The sequence below is a fragment of the Streptomyces sp. NPDC048623 genome, assembly GCF_040650755.1.
Classification (GTDB): domain Bacteria; phylum Actinomycetota; class Actinomycetes; order Streptomycetales; family Streptomycetaceae; genus Streptomyces.
In genome coordinates, this window is the sequence record NZ_JBEZHV010000002.1 from 366,029 (window position 1) to 383,090 (window position 17,062).

Annotated in this window: 14 protein-coding genes; 7 read left to right on the plus strand and 7 right to left on the minus strand. The window is 74.1% G+C overall.

Annotated elements, in window-relative coordinates; all coding sequences use genetic code 11:
- From narH to AB0C73_RS04715, 6 genes are all read left to right on the plus strand, one after another.
- On the plus strand, positions 1-1,536 hold the full coding sequence (gene narH, locus AB0C73_RS04690; protein ID WP_362524525.1) for a nitrate reductase subunit beta: 1,536 nt from the start codon (positions 1-3) through the stop codon (positions 1,534-1,536).
- Positions 1,533-2,273, plus strand: a complete 741-nt coding sequence (narJ, locus tag AB0C73_RS04695; RefSeq protein ID WP_362524528.1) for a nitrate reductase molybdenum cofactor assembly chaperone — start codon at positions 1,533-1,535, stop codon at positions 2,271-2,273. Before narH ends, narJ begins: the two co-directional genes overlap by 4 nt.
- Complete coding sequence (gene narI / locus AB0C73_RS04700; RefSeq protein WP_362524531.1) at positions 2,273-2,995, plus strand: respiratory nitrate reductase subunit gamma; 723 nt, start codon at positions 2,273-2,275, stop codon at positions 2,993-2,995. The genes narJ and narI overlap by 1 nt, the downstream gene beginning before the upstream one ends.
- Entirely contained in the window at positions 2,992-4,206 is a 1,215-nt protein-coding gene (locus AB0C73_RS04705; RefSeq protein ID WP_362524533.1) for a TIGR04053 family radical SAM/SPASM domain-containing protein, read from the plus strand. Before narI ends, AB0C73_RS04705 begins: the two co-directional genes overlap by 4 nt.
- Before the next feature lie 122 nt (positions 4,207-4,328).
- Positions 4,329-5,912: an alpha/beta hydrolase gene (locus AB0C73_RS04710; protein ID WP_362524535.1), complete on the plus strand. Its 1,584-nt coding sequence runs from the start codon at positions 4,329-4,331 to the stop codon at positions 5,910-5,912.
- A gap of 68 nt (positions 5,913-5,980) precedes the next feature.
- Positions 5,981-7,549, plus strand: coding sequence for an alpha/beta hydrolase (locus AB0C73_RS04715; protein ID WP_362524538.1), 1,569 nt, complete (start codon positions 5,981-5,983; stop codon positions 7,547-7,549).
- 62 nt (positions 7,550-7,611) lie between these two features.
- On the opposite strand, the gene moeZ is transcribed toward AB0C73_RS04715, so the two are convergent.
- From moeZ to AB0C73_RS04750, 7 genes are all read right to left on the minus strand, one after another.
- Complete coding sequence (gene moeZ, locus AB0C73_RS04720; RefSeq protein WP_265866628.1) at positions 7,612-8,790, minus strand: adenylyltransferase/sulfurtransferase MoeZ; 1,179 nt, start codon at positions 8,788-8,790, stop codon at positions 7,612-7,614.
- 75 nt (positions 8,791-8,865) lie between these two features.
- On the minus strand, positions 8,866-9,621 hold the full coding sequence (locus AB0C73_RS04725) for a spherulation-specific family 4 protein (protein ID WP_362524541.1): 756 nt from the start codon (positions 9,619-9,621) through the stop codon (positions 8,866-8,868).
- Complete coding sequence (locus tag AB0C73_RS04730; RefSeq protein ID WP_265866630.1) at positions 9,609-10,571, minus strand: NAD-dependent epimerase/dehydratase family protein; 963 nt, start codon at positions 10,569-10,571, stop codon at positions 9,609-9,611. The genes AB0C73_RS04725 and AB0C73_RS04730 overlap by 13 nt, the downstream gene beginning before the upstream one ends.
- A 157-nt stretch (positions 10,572-10,728) precedes the next feature.
- On the minus strand, positions 10,729-12,039 hold the full coding sequence (locus AB0C73_RS04735) for a hypothetical protein (protein ID WP_362524544.1): 1,311 nt from the start codon (positions 12,037-12,039) through the stop codon (positions 10,729-10,731).
- A 13-nt stretch (positions 12,040-12,052) separates the two neighbouring features.
- Complete coding sequence (locus AB0C73_RS04740; RefSeq protein ID WP_362524547.1) at positions 12,053-13,786, minus strand: DUF3492 domain-containing protein; 1,734 nt, start codon at positions 13,784-13,786, stop codon at positions 12,053-12,055.
- Positions 13,787-14,016: 230 nt separating this feature from the next.
- Positions 14,017-15,645 carry a DUF3152 domain-containing protein gene (locus tag AB0C73_RS04745; protein ID WP_362524549.1) on the minus strand — a complete coding sequence of 543 codons (1,629 nt, stop codon included), beginning with the start codon at positions 15,643-15,645 and terminating at the stop codon, positions 14,017-14,019.
- A gap of 8 nt (positions 15,646-15,653) precedes the next feature.
- The gene (locus AB0C73_RS04750) at positions 15,654-16,634 is read right to left on the minus strand and encodes an alpha/beta hydrolase (RefSeq protein ID WP_362524551.1); all 981 of its coding nucleotides are present in this window, start codon (positions 16,632-16,634) and stop codon (positions 15,654-15,656) included.
- A gap of 143 nt (positions 16,635-16,777) precedes the next feature.
- Here AB0C73_RS04750 and AB0C73_RS04755 point away from each other — a divergent pair, with 143 nt between their 5' ends.
- Complete coding sequence (locus AB0C73_RS04755) at positions 16,778-17,005, plus strand: hypothetical protein (RefSeq protein WP_362524553.1); 228 nt, start codon at positions 16,778-16,780, stop codon at positions 17,003-17,005.
- The last annotated feature ends 57 nt before the right edge of the window (positions 17,006-17,062 follow it).

Consider the following 17,062-nt stretch of genomic DNA (forward strand, 5'->3'; position numbering starts at 1 on the left):
ATGCGGGTCATGGCACAGGTCGCGATGGTCATGAACCTCGACAAGTGCATCGGCTGCCACACCTGTTCGGTCACCTGCAAGCAGGCGTGGACCAACCGGCAGGGCACCGAGTACGTCTGGTTCAACAACGTCGAGACGCTGCCCGGGCAGGGGTATCCGCGCCGCTGGGAGGACCAGGAGCGGTGGAAGGGCGGCTGGGAGAGAACGCGTACGGGCAGGCTCCGGCTGCGGGCCGGCGGGCGGCTCAAGCGGCTCGGGCAGATCTTCGCCAACCCGGAGCTGCCGGAGCTGGACGACTACTACCAGCCGTGGACGTACGAGTACAAGAACCTCACCGAGGCGCCGGCGGGCGACGACATCCCGGTCGCCCGGCCCGTCTCGCAGGTCACCGGCGAGCCGCTCGACAAGGTCGAGTGGGGCCCGAACTGGGACGACAACCTGGGCGGCGCGCCCGAGCACGGGCCCAAGGACCCGCTGGTCGAGAAGGTGCGCAAGCAGGTCGGGGAGAAGATCCGCTTCGAGTTCGAGCAGAGCTTCATGTTCTATCTGCCCCGGATCTGCGAGCACTGCCTCAACCCGGCGTGCGTCTCCGCCTGCCCGTCGGGCGCGATGTACAAGCGCGAGGAGGACGGCATCGTCCTGGTCAACCAGGACCAGTGCCGCGGCTGGCGGATGTGCGTGACGGGCTGCCCGTACAAGAAGGTCTACTTCAACCACGCCACCGGCAAGGCCGAGAAGTGCACCTTCTGCTTCCCGCGCATCGAGGTCGGCATGCCGACCATCTGCTCCGAGACCTGCGTCGGCCGGATGCGCTACCTCGGCGTCATGCTGTACGACGCCGACAAGGTCGCCGAGGCCGCGGCCGTCGAGGACGAACACGACCTCTACCCGGCCCAGTTGGAGTGCTTCCTCGACCCGGACGACCCGGCGGTCGCCGCCGCGGCGAAGGCGTCCGGGATCACCGAGGAGTGGCTGGACGCGGCCCGCCGCTCCCCCGTGTACGACCTGATCGCGACCTACCAGGTGGCGCTGCCGCTGCACCCGGAGTACCGCACGATGCCGATGGTCTGGTACGTGCCGCCGCTCTCCCCCGTGGTCGACGCGGTCGCCGCCACCGGCAGCGACGGCGAGGACGCCGGGAACCTCTTCGGCGCGATCGACGCCCTGCGGATCCCGGTGGAGTACCTGGCGGAGCTGCTCACCGCCGGTGACACCTACCCGGTGGAGGCGGTGCTGCGCCGGATGGCGGCCATGCGGGCCTACATGCGGGCGGTCAACCTCGGCGAGGAGAAGGACGAGACGGTCGCGAAGGCGGTCGGGCTCACCGGCGCGGAGATGGAGGACATGTTCCGGCTGCTCGCCATCGCCAAGTACGAGGACCGGTACGTGATCCCGACCGCGGCCCGCGCGGACGCGGACGCGCTCGCCGACAGCCACCCCCTGGACGAGGGCCCGGACGAGGGCTGCCCGGTCGCCGGCCAGGCGGGCGGCGGCCGGGTCATGCTCAACCTGGGCCGTACGAGGAGGAAGTCATGACCCGGCACACGGCGACGTCGGACGCGTCGACCCCGGCGGTGACTCCGGACGCGGTGGTACGGCTGGTCGCCGCGCGCTGCCTGACGTACCCGGACGAGCGTCTGTACGAGGAACTCCCGCTGCTGCGCGGGGCCCTGGCGGGCGTACGGGGCGGGGAGGGGCTCCTGGAGTTCCTGGACCATGTGGAGCGCACCGAGCCCCTGGACCTGGCCGCGCACTACACCGACACCTTCGACACCCGGAACCGGCGCTGCCTCTACCTCACCTGGTGGACGGACGGCGACACCCGGCGGCGCGGCTTCTCCCTCGTGGACATCAAGCGCACGTATCGCGAGCACGGCCTGGAGTTCGAGAGCGAGGAGCTGCCCGACTTCCTGCCGGTGGCGCTGGAGTTCGCCGGGCAGTGCCCCGGCCCCGGCACCGAGCTGCTCCAGGGGCACCGGGCCGGTCTGGAGCTGCTGCGGCTCGCGCTCGACGCCGCCGGGACGCCGTACACCCGGGTCGTGGAGGCCGTGTGCGCGACCCTGCCGGGCCCCTCGCCCGCCACCAAGGAGGAGGCGAAGGCGCTCGCCCGCTCGGGCCCGCCGCGTGAGCTGGTCGGACTCGAACCCTTCGGGCTTGGCGGCACGGACCTGCCCTGGCCGACCGCTCCCGCGCCGCATCCCGCGCCCCGTCCCGCTCCCGCTCCCGCTCCCGCCCCCACTCCCGGAAACCGTGTCGAAAGGACACCGGTCTGATGGATCTGCTGCTCTGGGGTGTCCTGCCCTACGTCACGCTCGCGGTGCTGGTCGCCGGCCTGGTCTGGCGGGCCCGCTACGACCGCTTCGGCATCACCACCCACTCCTCGCAGCTGCACGAGTCGCGGCTGCTGCGGATCGGCTCGCCGCTGTTCCACTTCGGCATGTTCTTCGTCGTCATGGGGCATGTCGTCGGCCTGCTGATCCCGATGTCCTGGACGGACGCGGTCGGGCTGAGCGACCACGCGTACCACCTGATGGCCGTCTCGACCGGCTCCCTCGCCGGGCTCGCGGCCGCCACCGGCATCGCCATCCTCGTGTACCGGCGGTTCTCGGTGCCGGCGGTGCGGAAGGCGACGCTGAAGAGCGACCACCTGATGTACACGGTGCTGCTCGGCGCGATGACGCTCGGGCTGCTCGCCACGATCCTCAACTCGACCGGGCAGACGGACGACTACAACTACCGCGAGGGCATCTCGGTGTGGTTCCGGTCGCTGTTCGCGCTCAGCCCGGACTGGGACCTGATGACGGGCGCGCCGCTCGCGTTCAAGGTGCACATCCTCTTCGGCCTCGCGCTCTTCGCGCTGATCCCGTACTCGCGGCTCGTCCACATGTTCACGGCGCCGGTGCGGTACCTCTTCCGGCCCTTCGTGGTCTACCGGAAGCGGCGCCCCGGCGGGCTCGCGAACCGGGCGCCGAAGCGCGGCTGGGAGCGGGTGTGACCGCGGGGGCGGGCCGGACCGCCGGGCGGACGCTCGTCCGCAGGCCGCGGCAGTCCGTGGACGAGCGGCCCTTCCTGGTCATCTGGGAGTCCACCCGGGCCTGCCCGCTCGCCTGTCTGCACTGCCGGGCCGAGGCCGTCCCGAACCGGAACCCGTACGAGCTGGACGGCCCGGAGGCCCGGCGCCTGATGGACCAGATCGCCTCCTTCGGGAAGCCCGCCCCGCTCTTCGTCATCACCGGCGGCGACCCCTTCCAGCGGCCCGACCTCGCCCGGCTCGTCGCGTACGGCACCCGGATCGGGCTGCGGGTCGCGGTCTCCCCGTCCGGGACGCCGACCCTCGACCGGGACCACCTCGCCCGGATCCAGGACGCCGGGGCGGTCGCCCTCTCGCTCTCCCTCGACGGCTCGACCGCCGAACGGCACGACACGTTCCGTGGCGTCCCCGGCGTCTTCGACCTCACCCTCGACGGCTGGCGGACCGCCCGCGAACTCGGCCTGAAGGTGCAGATCAACACCACCGTCAGCCGGCACAGCCTGCCCGACCTCGCCGACATCGCCGCGCTCGTGCGCCGCGAGGGCGCCATGCTCTGGTCGGGCTTCCTGCTCGTGCCCACCGGCCGGGCCGGTGCGATGGGGGCGCTCACCGCCGAGGAGTGCGAGGACGTGCTGCACTTCCTGTACGACCTCGGCGCGATGATGCCGGTGAAGACCACCGAGGGCCATCACTTCCGGCGGGTCGCCCTCCAGCGGGCGGTGCTCGCCCGGCGCGGCGAGCGCCCCGCGCTCGGCCCGCTGCACGCGCGGCTGACCGAACGGGCCGTGGACCTCGGCCTGTTCGAGGGCGAACGGCGCACGGCCCGCCGGCCCCCGATGGACGTCTCCTCCGGGCGCGGCTTCGTCTTCGTCTCCCACACGGGCGAGGTGCACCCGAGCGGCTTCCTGCCGCTGTCCGCCGGGAACGTGCGGGATCAGGAACTGCCGTGGATCTACCGGGAGTCGGATCTCTTCCGCTCGCTGCGGGACCCGGAGCGGCTCGGCGGGAAGTGCGGGGCGTGCGAGTTCGCGACGGTCTGCGGGGGCTCGCGCTCCCGGGCGTACGCGACCACCGGTGACCCGCTGGCCGCCGACCCCTGGTGCTCGTACGCGCCCGGGAGCTTCCCGTACCAGGACGAGCTCCGGGAGACCGTGCCCCGCCCCGTCCTGAGCTAGGGCGTGTGTCGAAAGTCCCGCCTGCGCGCCGGGCCGCGACCGAGAGGCACCCGGACGGGGCGGGCCACCCGCTTGGGTGAGCGTCTCGCGCGGGCGCGGGCGGCTGCGGCGAGCATGGGATCATGCCGATCTCCGCCGCCCAGCGCACCGCCCGGTGCGCGGCCCTCCTGACCGCGACCGCCCTGCTCACCGCGACGGCCGGGTGCTCCGACGACGGAGGGAAGGCGGCCCCCGAGGCGAGCGGACCCACCGGGCTCGACGGGCTCGCGGCGCAGCGGCTCGAATGGTCCGCGTGCCTGCCGCCGTCGCCGGCGGAGGGCGGCGGCCCCGCCCCCACGCCGCTGCCCGGCGGGACGCCGTGGGAGTGCGCCTTCATGACGGCGCCGCTCGACTACGCCGAGCCCGACGGCCCGACCGTCGACCTGGCCCTGATCCGCGCCAAGGCCGCCGACCCGAACCGGCGGATCGGCTCCCTGGTCTTCAACTTCGGCGGCCCCGGCGGCTCCGGAGTCACCGGCCTGCCCGGCTTCGCCGCCGACTTCGAGACCCTGCGCTCCCGCTACGACCTGGTCTCCTTCGACCCGCGCGGGGTCGGCCGCAGCGCGCCCGTCGAGTGCGCCACCGACAAGGAGCTCGACGCCTACTACGCCCTGGACTTCACCCCGGACGACAGCGCCGAGGAGAAGACCCTGTCCGAGGCGCAGAAGACCTACGCGGCCGGCTGCGACCGGAACGCCGGGAAGCAGCTCCCGTACCTGGGCACCGAGAACGCGGCCCGCGACATGGACCTGATGCGCCGGGTCCTCGGCGACGACAAGCTGCACTACTTCGGCATCTCGTACGGCACCGAACTCGGCGGCGTCTACGCCCACTTGTTCCCCAAGAACGTCGGCCGGGCGGTCTTCGACGCCGTCGTCGACCCGACGGCCGGTTGGGAGGCCGGGGCCCTCGGGCAGACGAAGGGCTTCCAGCTCGCGCTCGACAACTTCGCGCAGGACTGCGTGAACCGCGCCGACGAGTGCAAGCTGCCCGGCTCCAGCCCCGCCGAGATCGAGGAGTTCATCACCGGGCTGCTCGCCGAGCTCGACGCCAAGCCCATCGCGGGCATCGGCGACCGCAAGCTCACCCAGACCCAGGCCACCAACGGCATCGCGCAGGCCCTGTACTCCAAGGAGTTCTGGCCGTATCTCGAACAGGGCCTGGACGAGGCCGACGGCGGCAACGGCGCGCTCCTGCTCGCCCTGTCCGACTCCATGAACGGCCGCAACCAGGAGGGCTCCTACAGCAACATCCAGGCCGCCAACGCCGCCATCAACTGCGTGGACTTCAAGGAGCGTTTCACCCTCGGGCAGGCCAAGGAGCGCCTCCCCGAGTTCCAGAAGGCCTCCGCCGTCTTCGGCGACTTCATGGGCTGGGCGCTGGCCAGTTGCGGCCAGTGGCCGGTGCCCGGCACCTGGGAGCACCCGGACGTCTCGGCGCCCGGCTCCGCCCCGATCCTCGTCATCGGCAACACCGGCGACCCGGCCACCCCGTACGAGGGCGCCCGCGCCATGGTGGACGCCCTCGGCTCGGGCGTCGGGGTCGAACTCACCTACAAGGGCCAGGGCCACGGTTCCTACAGCAGCGGCGACAAGTGCGTGAAGACCGCGACGGACGCGTACCTCCTCCTCGGCAAGGTCCCGGCGGCCGGAACCGTCTGCCCGTAGCCGACCACCGGTGGTCGGTGGCACCGCCCTAGGATGGCGGTCCGGCTCGGACCAGGGGGTGGCGCAGGGTGCGCACGGTGATACGTACGGGGGCGGTCCTCGCTCTCGCGGGAGTGCTGGCCACGGGATGTACGGCAGCGGGAGGCGGCCCCGCACCCGGCGGCACCGGCGGCACGCCGAGCACCGCCCGCGGCGACGCCAAGCCCTCGGCCTCCACGACCGCTCCCGGCGGGCCCGCGCTCCCCGCCCGGCTCACCGGACAGAAGCCCGACTGGCGCCGCTGCACCGCCCCCGAGGGCGGTGAGCGCCCCGGCTCGGCCTGGCGCTGCGCGACCGTCCAGGTGCCCCTCGACTACGCCAGGCCGGACGGGCCGACCATCCCGATCGCGCTGATCCGCAAGGAGGCCGGCGCCAAGGACGCCCGGCTCGGCTCGCTGCTCTTCAACTTCGGCGGGCCCGGCGGCTCCGGCGTCGACATACTGCCGCGCGGTGCCGCCGAGTACACGGCCCTCGGCAGCCGCTACGACCTGGTCTCCTTCGACCCGCGCGGCGTGCAGCGCAGCTCGGGCGTGGTGTGCCGGGACGACAAGGAGCAGGCGAAGGCCGAGCGGACGGTCGACTACACGCCCGACACCTCCGCCGAGGAGAATGCCTTCCGCGCCGACGCCGCCTCCTTCGGCCAGGGCTGCGAGCGCCGCTCCGGCACCGTCCTGCCGTACACCACGACCAGCAACACCGCCCGCGACATGGACCTGATCCGCCAGGTCCTCGGCGACGCGAAGCTGAACTACTTCGGCATCTCGTACGGCACCCAGCTCGGCGCCGCCTACGCCCACCTCTTCCCCGAGAACGTGGGCCGGATGGTGCTCGACGCCGTGGTCGACCCGACCGCCGACGCCGTCGGCCACGCCCGCAACCAGACCGTCGGCTTCCAGCGGGCCCTCGACAACTATCTGAAGTCCACCGGCCAGAGCCCCGAGGCCGGCACCCGGCGGATCGTGCGGCTCCTGGAGAAGCTCGACCGGCAGCCGCTCGCCGTCGGCGACCGCGAGCTCAACGACTCCCTCGCCCTGACCGGTGTGGTGATGCCGCTGTACGCGCAGCAGAACTGGCCGCTGCTCACCTCGGCGCTCACCAAGGCGGAGAACGGCTCCGGCGCCGAGCTCCTCTCCCTCGCCGACTGGTACAACGACCGGGACGCCTCCGGCCACTACTCCACCCAGTCGCACTCCCAGCGCGCGATCTCCTGCGCCGACTCCGCCGAGCGGCCCACCCTCGACCAGGCGCGGGCCCTGCTCCCGGAGTTCCGCCGCCTCTCCCCCGTCTTCGGCCCCTTCCTCGCCTGGGACACCGCCGGCTGGTGCGCCGACTGGCCGGTGAAGGGCGAGTCCACGACGACGCCGGTGAGCGCGCCCGGCGCCGCGCCGATCCTGGTGGTCGGCACGACGGGCGACCCGGCCACCCCGTACGAGGGCGCCGAGCGGATGGCGAAGGCCCTGGGCCAGGGTGTGGGCGTGCTCGTCACCAACAAGGGCGAGGGGCATGGCGCGTACGGCTCGGCGGCGTGCGTGACGAGGACGGTCGACGCGTATCTGACGGGCGGCAAGGTCCCGGCGTACGGCACGACCTGCGCGTAGCGGACACGCACGAGGGCCCCCGGACCTGAGGCAGGTCCGGGGGCCCTCACGCAGCCTTGTGCCTAGTAGATCGGCTTCTCCGGCTCGATCTGGTTGACCCAGCCGATCACGCCGCCGCCGACGTGCACCGCGTCCGCGAAGCCCGCGGACTTCAGGACCGCGAGGACTTCCGCACTGCGGACACCCGTCTTGCAATGCAGGACGATCTTCTTGTCCTGCGGCAGGTCCTGGAGGGCGTTGCCCATCAGGAACTCGTTCTTCGGGATCAGCCGGGCGCCGGGGATCGAGACGATCTCGTACTCGTTCGGCTCGCGGACGTCGATGATGTCGATGTTCTCGCCGTCGTCGATCCACTCCTTGAGCTGCTTCGGAGTGATCGTGGAGCCGAGCGCCGCCTCCTGGGCCTCCTCGGACACGACGCCGCAGAAGGCCTCGTAGTCGATGAGCTCGGTGACGGTCGGGTTCTCGCCGCAGACCGCGCAGTTCGGGTCCTTGCGGACCTTGACCTGGCGGTACTGCATCTCCAGGGCGTCGTAGATCATCAGACGGCCGACCAGCGGCTCGCCGATGCCCGCGAGGAGCTTGATGGCCTCGTTGACCTGGATGGAGCCGATGGACGCGCACAGCACGCCCAGGACGCCGCCCTCGGCGCAGGACGGGACCATGCCCGGCGGCGGCGGCTCCGGGTAGAGGCAGCGGTAGCACGGGCCATGCTCGGACCAGAAGACCGAGGCCTGGCCGTCGAAGCGGTAGATCGAGCCCCACACGTACGGCTTGTTGAGCAGCACGCAGGCGTCGTTGACCAGGTAGCGGGTCGCGAAGTTGTCCGTGCCGTCGACGATCAGGTCGTACTGGCTGAAGATCTCCATCACGTTCTCGGCTTCGAGCCGCTCTTCGTGAAGGACCACGTTCACGTACGGGTTGATGCCGAGCACGCTGTCGCGCGCCGACTCCGCCTTGGAGCGGCCGATGTCGGCCTGGCTGTGGATGATCTGGCGCTGCAGGTTCGACTCGTCGACCTCGTCGAACTCCACGATGCCGAGCGTGCCGACACCGGCCGCGGCCAGGTACATCAGCGCCGGGGAGCCGAGACCGCCCGCGCCCACGGCGAGCACCTTGGCGTTCTTCAGCCGCTTCTGTCCGTCCATCCCGACATCCGGGATGATCAGGTGACGGGAGTACCTGCGGACCTCGTCTACGGTGAGCTCGGCAGCCGGCTCGACCAGGGGTGGCAGCGACACGGAGACCTCATCAATACAGCTGGTCGGGATGTCATGGAGACGCTTGTTCTCCGCACAACACTGCCACGCCCCTTCTCATTCCGAGACACCCCGTCCGATACGCGAGACAATTTCGTCCCAGTAGCCGGGCAGCGAGTGAAATGGCGCGCTTTGTCCCGGACCACCCGGGCGGTCGGTCATGAACACCGTCCCGGCCCCCTGCCAGCGGGCGATCCGCAGGGCCTCGTCCAGGTGGGTCCTGGGCACTCCGTGCACCAGGTGGACGAACTTCCCCGCCGGGTGGTCGGCGGTCCACTCCGCCACCTGCGACCAGCGGTAGTCCGTCCAGGCGCCGGAGAAGGTGACCAGCTGGTCCGCCGTCTCCGCGTAGCCCGGGTACGGGTGGGTGCCGTGCGCCAGGACCAGGTGCACCTCGCCGTCCCGCAGCGCCTCCAGGGTCGCCGCGAGCCGCCGCACCGCGGGCAGGTCGGCCCGGTCGGCGGGCGCCCGGTCCAGGTAGAAACCGTCCGCCTTGTACCAGTCGAGGAACCGCTGCGCGTCCGCGACCAGCTCGGCGAACGGACGTGAGCCATGACACAGATCGAGATGCCCGAGCACCCTGACCCCGGCGTTGCGCAGCCGGCCGGCCGCCTCCAGGCAGTGCGGGTCGGGCCGGGCGCCCGGCCCCTCGGCGACATTGAGCACGGCCCAGTGGACGGGCGTGCCGGGGCGGGTGAGCTCGGCCCACTCGACGGGCGCGAGGAGGGGGTGGGCGTATCCGGGAACGCCCACGCCCATCCCGGTGACCGTGCCCGTCCCGGTGCCGGTTCCGGTCGCGGTCAGATGCGACATGCCGCCTCCATCCAGATGTCGGCGAGCGACTCCTCCAGGTTGATCCGGGGGCGCCAGCCGAGCCGGTCGCGGGCGGTGCGGACGTCGGCCTGCTGCCAGGGCCCGCAGCCGTCGGGGTACGGGTAGGGCGCGGCGGCCAGCTGCTCGGCGATGGTCGCCTCGGTGCGCGGGGCACCGATCACCGGGCGCTGCGGCGGCCCGTCGACCTCGTGCAGCTGCCCGGCGTAGCCGGCGACCCGGGCGAGCACCGCGGCGGCGTCACGGAGCTTGACCGCCCGGCCGGTGCCGATGTTGACCACGCCCTGGGCGGCGGACAGCGAGGCGGCGTGCACGGCCCGGGCGACGTCCCGGACGTCCACGAAGTCGCGCTGCACACCGAGGCCGCTGAGCTTCAGCTCGCCGTCGCCCGCCTGGATGGCGCGGCGCATCGCCTCGGCGAGCCGCCCGAGCGGGGAACCGGCCGGGGTGCCGGGGCCGACCGGCGAGAACACCCGCAGCACGACCGCGTCGAGGCCCGAGCCGAGGACGAGTTCGGTCGCGGCGAGCTTGGACACGCCGTACGGGCCGCCGGGCCGCGGCACCGCGTCCTCGGCGGTCGACGAGCCCGGCTGGCTCGGCCCGTACTCGGACGCGCAGCCCACCTGCACGAGCCGCGCCCCGCAGCCGCTGCGCCGCAGCGCCTCGCAGACGGTGGCGACGGCGACGGTGTTGTGCCGGGTCAGGTCGCGGGCGCCGCCGCGGGTGGCGCCCGCGCAGTTCACGACGACGCCCGGGTGCACGGCGTCGAGGAACCGGGTGAGCGCGCCGGGACTGCCGGTCGCGAGGTCGAACCGTACGTCGGCGTCGTCACCGCGCCCGAGCGCGGTGAGGTGCACCGCCGGGTCGGCGAGCAGCCGGTCGGCGACGAACCGGCCGATGAATCCGTTGGCTCCGAGCAGCAGCACCCTCATCGTGCGGCCCCTTCCTGCCGACCGGCCGTGGTGCGGAATCGGGGTGTCATGTCTCTCTTCTCCTTGGAGGTCTCAGGTGTCGGGCGCGCCCGCGGCGTCGGCTCCGCGGGTGCGCGGTCGGGTGGGGGGTACGACGGTGGGGCGTACGACGAGGGGCTCAGGCGTGGGCCGAGGCGCGGGAGAGGGCCTCGGTGGCGTGGGCGAGCAGGGCGAGGGCGGCGCAGCCGCAGACCAGGGTGGGCAGGGCGGCCGGTCCGCCGAACGCGACGAGCGCGCGGACCGGGGCGCCGACGAGGTCGAGGCCGGGGACGCGGGCGGAGAGCACGGTCGCGAGGGCCAGGACCTCCGCCGCGCAGACGGCGCCGAGCGCGCTCGCCGCGGTCTCGGCGAAGCCGTGGACGGCGAGCAGCCGGGCGGTCAGGAGCAGCGCGCCGAGCGCGAGGGCGCCGGGGTGGAAGCCGGTGAGGGCGAGCAGTCCGGCGAGTGCGGCGACGTACAGGGCGACGCTGCCGAGCAGCAGCGGGCGGGTGCCGGCCGCGAAGTCGGCGAGGCCGCGGCTCGCGCCGAGCCGGTGGCGGGCCCGTACGGCGAAGAGACGGGCGCACCAGGCGGCGGGCACGACGGACAGGGCGAGGGCGAGCAGCGGCGCGGTGTCGAACGCCCAGTCCCCGGCCGCGCCCGGACCGTCGAGGGCGGTGACGACGGCGGGACCGGCGTCCGGCCCGCCGCGCAGCAGCTGGTCGAGCAGCCCGTCCCCGGCCGCGGCGTACGCGAGCAGTCCGAGCGTCCACAGGGGAGCCGCTGTCGGGGGGCCTCCGGTGACGCGCAGCGGGCCGCGGCGTACGGCGACGAACAGCCCGACGGCCAGACCGGCCGCGCCGAGCAGTCCGGCGGCGAGCCGCAGCCCGCCGGTGCCGAGGGCGAGCCCGAGCGCGGCGAGGGCGGCGACGGCGCCGGGCGCGCACACGGTGAGCGCCCAGCTGCCGGGTCCGGGCCCGTCCGCCCGGTCGGACGCGGTACGGGACATGGCGGCCTCCCCTCGCGGCACGCGCGCGTACAGCTCCTCGGCGAGCGAGAAGACGTCCCGGTGGCGGAAGCGGGCGGCGGTGCGGTCGGTGACGCCGTGGGCCTCCAGGCCGGCGGCGATCTCCAGCGGGTCCACGGCCCGTTCGCACAGCTCGCGGTGGCGGTGCATCAGGGCCTTGACCGGGTCTGCGGGGCCGCGCCGGGTCCGCGACGCGGGCGCGGGCGCGGGCTGAGCGTGCTGCGCCTGCTGGATCGCCGCCCGCTGAATCGCTTCGGCCGGGGCGGCCGGGGCCACCGCAGTGGGTGCCGGTGCTGCGACCGGCCTGGCCGACAGGTCGAGTCCGCCGGGCGGCAACGCGGCCGCCGGGGCGGGGGTGCTGAGCAGCGCCTCGGAGCGGGAGTCCCACGGGCCGGGGCTGGTCGGGGCGGCGGGGCCGCGCATGGGGGTGCCTCCTTCAGACATCGGGGTCTCCCGCACCGGCCGCCGCGGTGACCGGCTGGTCCGCCCAGCTGCCGGGCACATGGGCCTCGGCCGGGTGGGCGAAGGGCACGCCGCTGCCGGCGCGGCGACGGACCGGCGAGTGGGAGAGAAGTTCGAGGTAGATGCCGCGGAATGCCGCCAGGTTCTGCTCCACGGTGAACAGCTCCAGGGCGCGGGCGCGGGCGGCCGCGCCGAGCCGGTGCCGCCGCTCCGGGTCGCGCAGCAGCGCGAGGCAGGCGTCGGCGAGGGCCTTGGGATTGCGCGGGGGGACGACGAGCCCGGTGCCGCCGATGACCTCGACGACCGCGCCGACGTCCGTGGAGACGGTGGCCCGGGCACAGAACATGGCCTCGACGAGGCCGACCGGGAAGCCCTCGACGACGCTGGAGAGCACCACGACGGCGCTGGCCGCGTAGGCCTCCTCCAGGGTGGGGGCCTCGGGACCGCCGAGCTCCTCGAAGGAGACGGGGTTCTCGCCGATCGCGTGCGCGCCGGCCGCCTCGTCCGGGAACAGCTGCTCGGCCAGACCCCGGCAGTGCGCGAGATACGCGGCGGCGCCCGCCTCCCGTACCGGCGCGGCGATGATCCGCAGCCGGGCGTCCGGCTGCCGCCGGCGCACCTCGGCGAAGGCGTGCAGCAGGGCCACCAGGTCCTTGGCGGGTTCGACCCGGCCGATCCAGGCGAGGGTCGTCGGGTCGCCGCTCTCCTCGTCCTCGCCGACCTCGGCGAAGCGCTCGGCGTCCATGCCGGGGTGCACGGTGCGCAGCCGGGCCCGGTCGGCGCCGCACTTCTCCTGCCAGCGGCGGGCGTGGGCGTTGCCGGGGGTGAGCAGCGCGGCCTGCCGGTAGACCTCGCCGGCGAGCCGCCCGTGGAAGGCGGCGAGCAGGGCGCGTACGGGGGTGGTGAGGGGCGCGCCGGTGGCGGCGAGGTAGTGGGCGCGGAGCTGGACGCCGTACTCGGTGACGAGCAGCGGGGTCCCGAAGAAGCGTTTGGCCAGCAGACCCGGGAGCGCGGCTGCGCCGGCGGACGCGGCGTGGCAGAGGTCGACGAGCCCGAGGCCGCCCGCCGTGCCGTCGGGGCCGCCTGCGCGGCCGCCGGAGCGGCCGTCGGGGCCGTCCTCCTCGTCGTACCAGTCGAGCGAGAGCGGGCGCAGGGCGCGCTCCAGCTGCTCGGTGAAGGCGAGCTGGTCGGCCACGGTGGCGGCGGCGACGCCGCGGCGCGCGCCGGGTGCGCGGCAGGCGGACTCCAGGACCCGGACGGCGGACTCGGATCGCAGCGCGGCGGCGAGCCCGCCGCTCTCGCGGGCGAGTTCGGCGAGTCCGTAGAGCCCGGCGGCGAAGCGCTCGGCGCGGTCCTCGGTGGCGGGGGTGCCGGGGGTGCCGTCGGTCCCGTCCGCGGCGCAGACGCCCTCGGCGAGCTCCCGGAACGCCGCCTCGAAGCGGTGCCGGTCACGCCGCCCGTAGCCGCGGCCGCGGGCCCGCCCGGGACCGCGGGTCTCGTCCTCGGCGGTCCACAGCGGGGCGGTGCACACGCCGCGCACATTGGGCGGCAGCGGCAGCCGGCCGGCCGCCTCCTGGCGGGCGTCGCGGCTCAGCGCGTAGAGGTCGAACTCGTGCGGGGCGAGCCCGCGGACGAGCCGGTCGCACCAGAGCCCGGACTCACCGGCGGCATACGGATAGCCGCCCTCGGTCAGCAGTCCGATCCGCATGAGCACACCCCCGTTCTCGCGTTTCTCGCGTGACGTTCTCCCGTGCCGGAAGAACGTAAGCGGACAACACGGGGGTGTGATGGACGGTTGTCCGTCGCACCACCGGAAGGGGTGAATACACGTAACTTTCCCGCAGCGGTCGCGTTCCGTCGCGCTACGGGTCGGAAAGATCACTCTCGGTCAGGCCGTGGGAGTGTGCAACGACCTCGGGGGACACCCCCGACGGACCGTCAACTCCCGGGGTGCACCCAGGGGTTGGGGCGGCACTTGATGCCGTCGATGTCGAGCGACTTGGTCTGCTGCTGCATCACGGGCGCGAGCGCGCCGGGGGTACGGCAGCTCACATGGTTGTGGCCGAGCCGGTGGCCGACCTCGTGGTTGATGAGCATCTGCCGGTAGGCGTGCATCGCGGCCGGGCCGAAGGTCTCCGACCCCTGCGCCCAGCGGAAGGCGTTGACCATCACGCGCTCGGTGGAGGCGGAGTCGCAGGACACGTTGTCGACGGTGGTGTCGAGGCCGGACTTGCGGCACCACGCGCCGGTGGTGCCGGGGCTCGCGAGGGTGACGACGAAGTCCGGGTCGCCGCTGGAGATGCGCTCGAACGTCATCTCGCCCTGACCGGCCCAACTGCGCGGGTCGTTCAGGGTCTTCTGCACGGCCTGCGCGAACAGCGCCCCGTCGAGCCCGAGTCCCTGCTCGACGTCGACCCGGTACCGGATCTTGCGGCCCTTGCCGGGCGCCTTGTCGAACCCGGGCACGGCGTCGAACTTCCCCGGGCCCGTGAGCTTCGGGTCGATCGGGAACTGGCGGGCCATCAGCTGCTCGTACGTCGGCGGCGCGGCCGGCGCCGCCGACGGCGTCCGCGCCTCCCGCTCGTCCGAACGCGACGCCGGACTCTCCGCCCCGGCCCGGTCGCCCGCCCCGTCCGCGGCCCGCGTCCGCGCCGCGCCGCTCTCCCGGTCCACGACCTGCCCGGCCACGACGACGGCGAGCACGGTCGTGATCGCGACAGCCGTGACCCCGGTCAACGTCCGCCCGAGCCCCCCGCCGCGCGCGGGCTTCGGCTGCGACTGCGGCTCGGCCGCGGTCTCCTCGGCCCCCTCGGCGGCGCCGTCGGTGTCCGGTGCGACCGGCGTCCTGGGCACCGCCTCCCGCCGCGGCCCGGGCACGAACAACGAACCGGTCCGCACGGTCTCGTCATGCACGGGATGCCCACCGCGTACGCCGGATTCCCCGACGGCCTCCGTGTCGTGCGGCCCCCGGTAGCGCGGGGTGCCGTGCATCGGCGTGTCGAAGACGGGCGCGGGGGCCCGCCCGGGCGCGGCGTAGCCGGGGGTGCCGTGCGGCGGGGTGGCGTAACCGGGGCCGGGGCCGCCGGAGCCCTGCGGGCCGTAGGGGCGCGGGGGTTGCCCGGCGGCCGGGGGCCGGGTCCCGCCGGAGCGCTGCGACTGGGGACCACCGGCCTGCGGCCGGGGTCCGACGGGAGGCTGCTGCCCGGCCGAATGCCTGGGCCCACCGGGGCCGGCGGGGCGCTGCGGTGCGCTGCGCGGGCCAGGCGCGCCCGGGACCTGCTGCCTGCCCGGGTTCGGGAACCCGCCGGCCTGTGACCGGGGCCCGCCGGGGGCGGCGGCGCGCTGCGGCGCGCTCTGCGGACCGAGCCCGCCCGGGGCCTGCGGCCTCCCGGCCGCCGGGTACTGCGGTGCGGCCTGGCCGGCCTGCCAGGGGCCCTCCGGGGCCGGGGGCTGCTGGTCCTCGCCTCGGCGGCGGCGGCCCGTGCCCGGGCCGGGGCGCGCGGCCTCGCGTCGGCCGGTGTCGGCCACCGGGGCGGCGGCGGGCCCCTTGCGACTATGTCGTCCCACGACCCGGCTCAGCTCCCGCCCTCGGCCGCGGCCCGCGCGGCATCGGTGATCATCTCCCGGACCGCCGTGGCGACGGTCTCCGGGTACTCCATCATGGCCACGTGGCCCGCCTCCGGGAGCGTGAGCAGCCGCGAGCCGCGGAAGGCGGCGGCCGCCTTGCGCGCCATGCGGAAGCCGACCAGCTGGTCGCGGCCGCCGTAGACGAGGAGCGTCGGCGCGAGCACCCGCTCGGCCTGCCGCCAGAGCCCGTGCTGGCCGCCGAGCGTGTACGCGTCGACGATGCCGCGCGAGGAACGGGCCATGGCGTCCCAGAAGTACGGCAGCTCCAGGCGCCGTTCCATCTCCTCGACGGCGTGCCGGAAGCCTTCTTCGGAGACCTGGCGGGGGTCGCCGTAACAGAGCGAGAGAACACCGCGGACCCGCTGCTCGGCGGTCCAGTCCTTGGTGAGCTTGGCGAACAGCGGCGCGATGCCGGGCAGTGCGAGCAGCACCGTCGGCCAGGCGGTCTTCTGGGCGCGCAGCTCGGGCAGGGCCGGGGAGACCAGCGTCAGGGTGCGCACCAGGTCGGGGCGCACGGCGGCGACGCGGGTGGCGACGGCGCCGCCCAGCGAGTTGCCGAAGAGGTGCACGGGGCCGCGGTCGGCCGCGTCCAGCAGCCGGATGACCGCCCGGGCGTGTCCGGTCACGGAGTAGTTGCCGTCGTCCGGCGGCGGCGAGTCGCCGAAGCCGGGCAGGTCCACCGCCTCGCCGTCGACCAGGTCGGCGAGCCTGGGCATCAGGTCCGACCAGTTCTGCGAGGAGCCGCCGAGCCCGTGCACGTACAGCGCGGGCGGCAGACCGGGGCGGTCGCCGGGCCTGGCGCGCACGGTCAGGGTGAGTCCGGGCAGCGCGACGGAGCGCAGTCGCTCGCCGTCGGCGACCCGCACGGTGCGCGGCCGGGTCGCGGGCGGGGCGGCGGTCCGGGTTTCCGGCAGCTCGGTCGAGGACATGGCAGCGATATTACGAGAGGATCACGCCTGGGCGCGTGTGCGTGGCGTCACAGGATCGGGTGCGGCGCGCCGGAGGAACTCCTACGCTCGGAGTTGAGGGTCATCGGACCAGGACCCGCGCACCGCCGGGCGGAAGGAACCGCATGACTGCCGACCCGAACGAGCCGGACACATTCGCCGAGGAAGAGGACGACGTGGTCGACGAGGAGATCGAGAAGGAGATCCCGGAGGCCGACGCGGCCGAGCAGCACACCGAGCTGCAGCCGCACGAGGACGAACCCCTGAACCACGTCAGGCGCGACGCGGCGAACGTCGCGGACGCCGCGGAGCAGGCCCGGGTCGTCGATCTGGACGAGGACGACTACCGCTGACCCGCGCGCCGGCGGCCCCGTAGGTGACGCCCCATGAGCGCATTACCGGCGAGTAAT

What these genes read in the sequence shown, in the direction of transcription:
- AB0C73_RS04750 (WP_362524551.1), bottom strand. Translation starts at nt 16,634, where the DNA reads ATGTCCTCGACCGAGCTGCCGGAAACCCGGACCGCCGCCCCGCCCGCG.
- narI (WP_362524531.1), top strand. Translation starts at nt 2,273, where the DNA reads ATGGATCTGCTGCTCTGGGGTGTCCTGCCCTACGTCACGCTCGCGGTG.
- AB0C73_RS04710 (WP_362524535.1), top strand. Translation starts at nt 4,329, where the DNA reads ATGCCGATCTCCGCCGCCCAGCGCACCGCCCGGTGCGCGGCCCTCCTG.
- narH (WP_362524525.1), top strand. Translation starts at nt 1, where the DNA reads ATGCGGGTCATGGCACAGGTCGCGATGGTCATGAACCTCGACAAGTGC.
- AB0C73_RS04735 (WP_362524544.1), bottom strand. Translation starts at nt 12,039, where the DNA reads ATGCGCGGCCCCGCCGCCCCGACCAGCCCCGGCCCGTGGGACTCCCGC.
- AB0C73_RS04730 (WP_265866630.1), bottom strand. Translation starts at nt 10,571, where the DNA reads ATGAGGGTGCTGCTGCTCGGAGCCAACGGATTCATCGGCCGGTTCGTC.
- narJ (WP_362524528.1), top strand. Translation starts at nt 1,533, where the DNA reads ATGACCCGGCACACGGCGACGTCGGACGCGTCGACCCCGGCGGTGACT.
- AB0C73_RS04740 (WP_362524547.1), bottom strand. Translation starts at nt 13,786, where the DNA reads ATGCGGATCGGACTGCTGACCGAGGGCGGCTATCCGTATGCCGCCGGT.
- AB0C73_RS04725 (WP_362524541.1), bottom strand. Translation starts at nt 9,621, where the DNA reads ATGTCGCATCTGACCGCGACCGGAACCGGCACCGGGACGGGCACGGTC.
- AB0C73_RS04755 (WP_362524553.1), top strand. Translation starts at nt 16,778, where the DNA reads ATGACTGCCGACCCGAACGAGCCGGACACATTCGCCGAGGAAGAGGAC.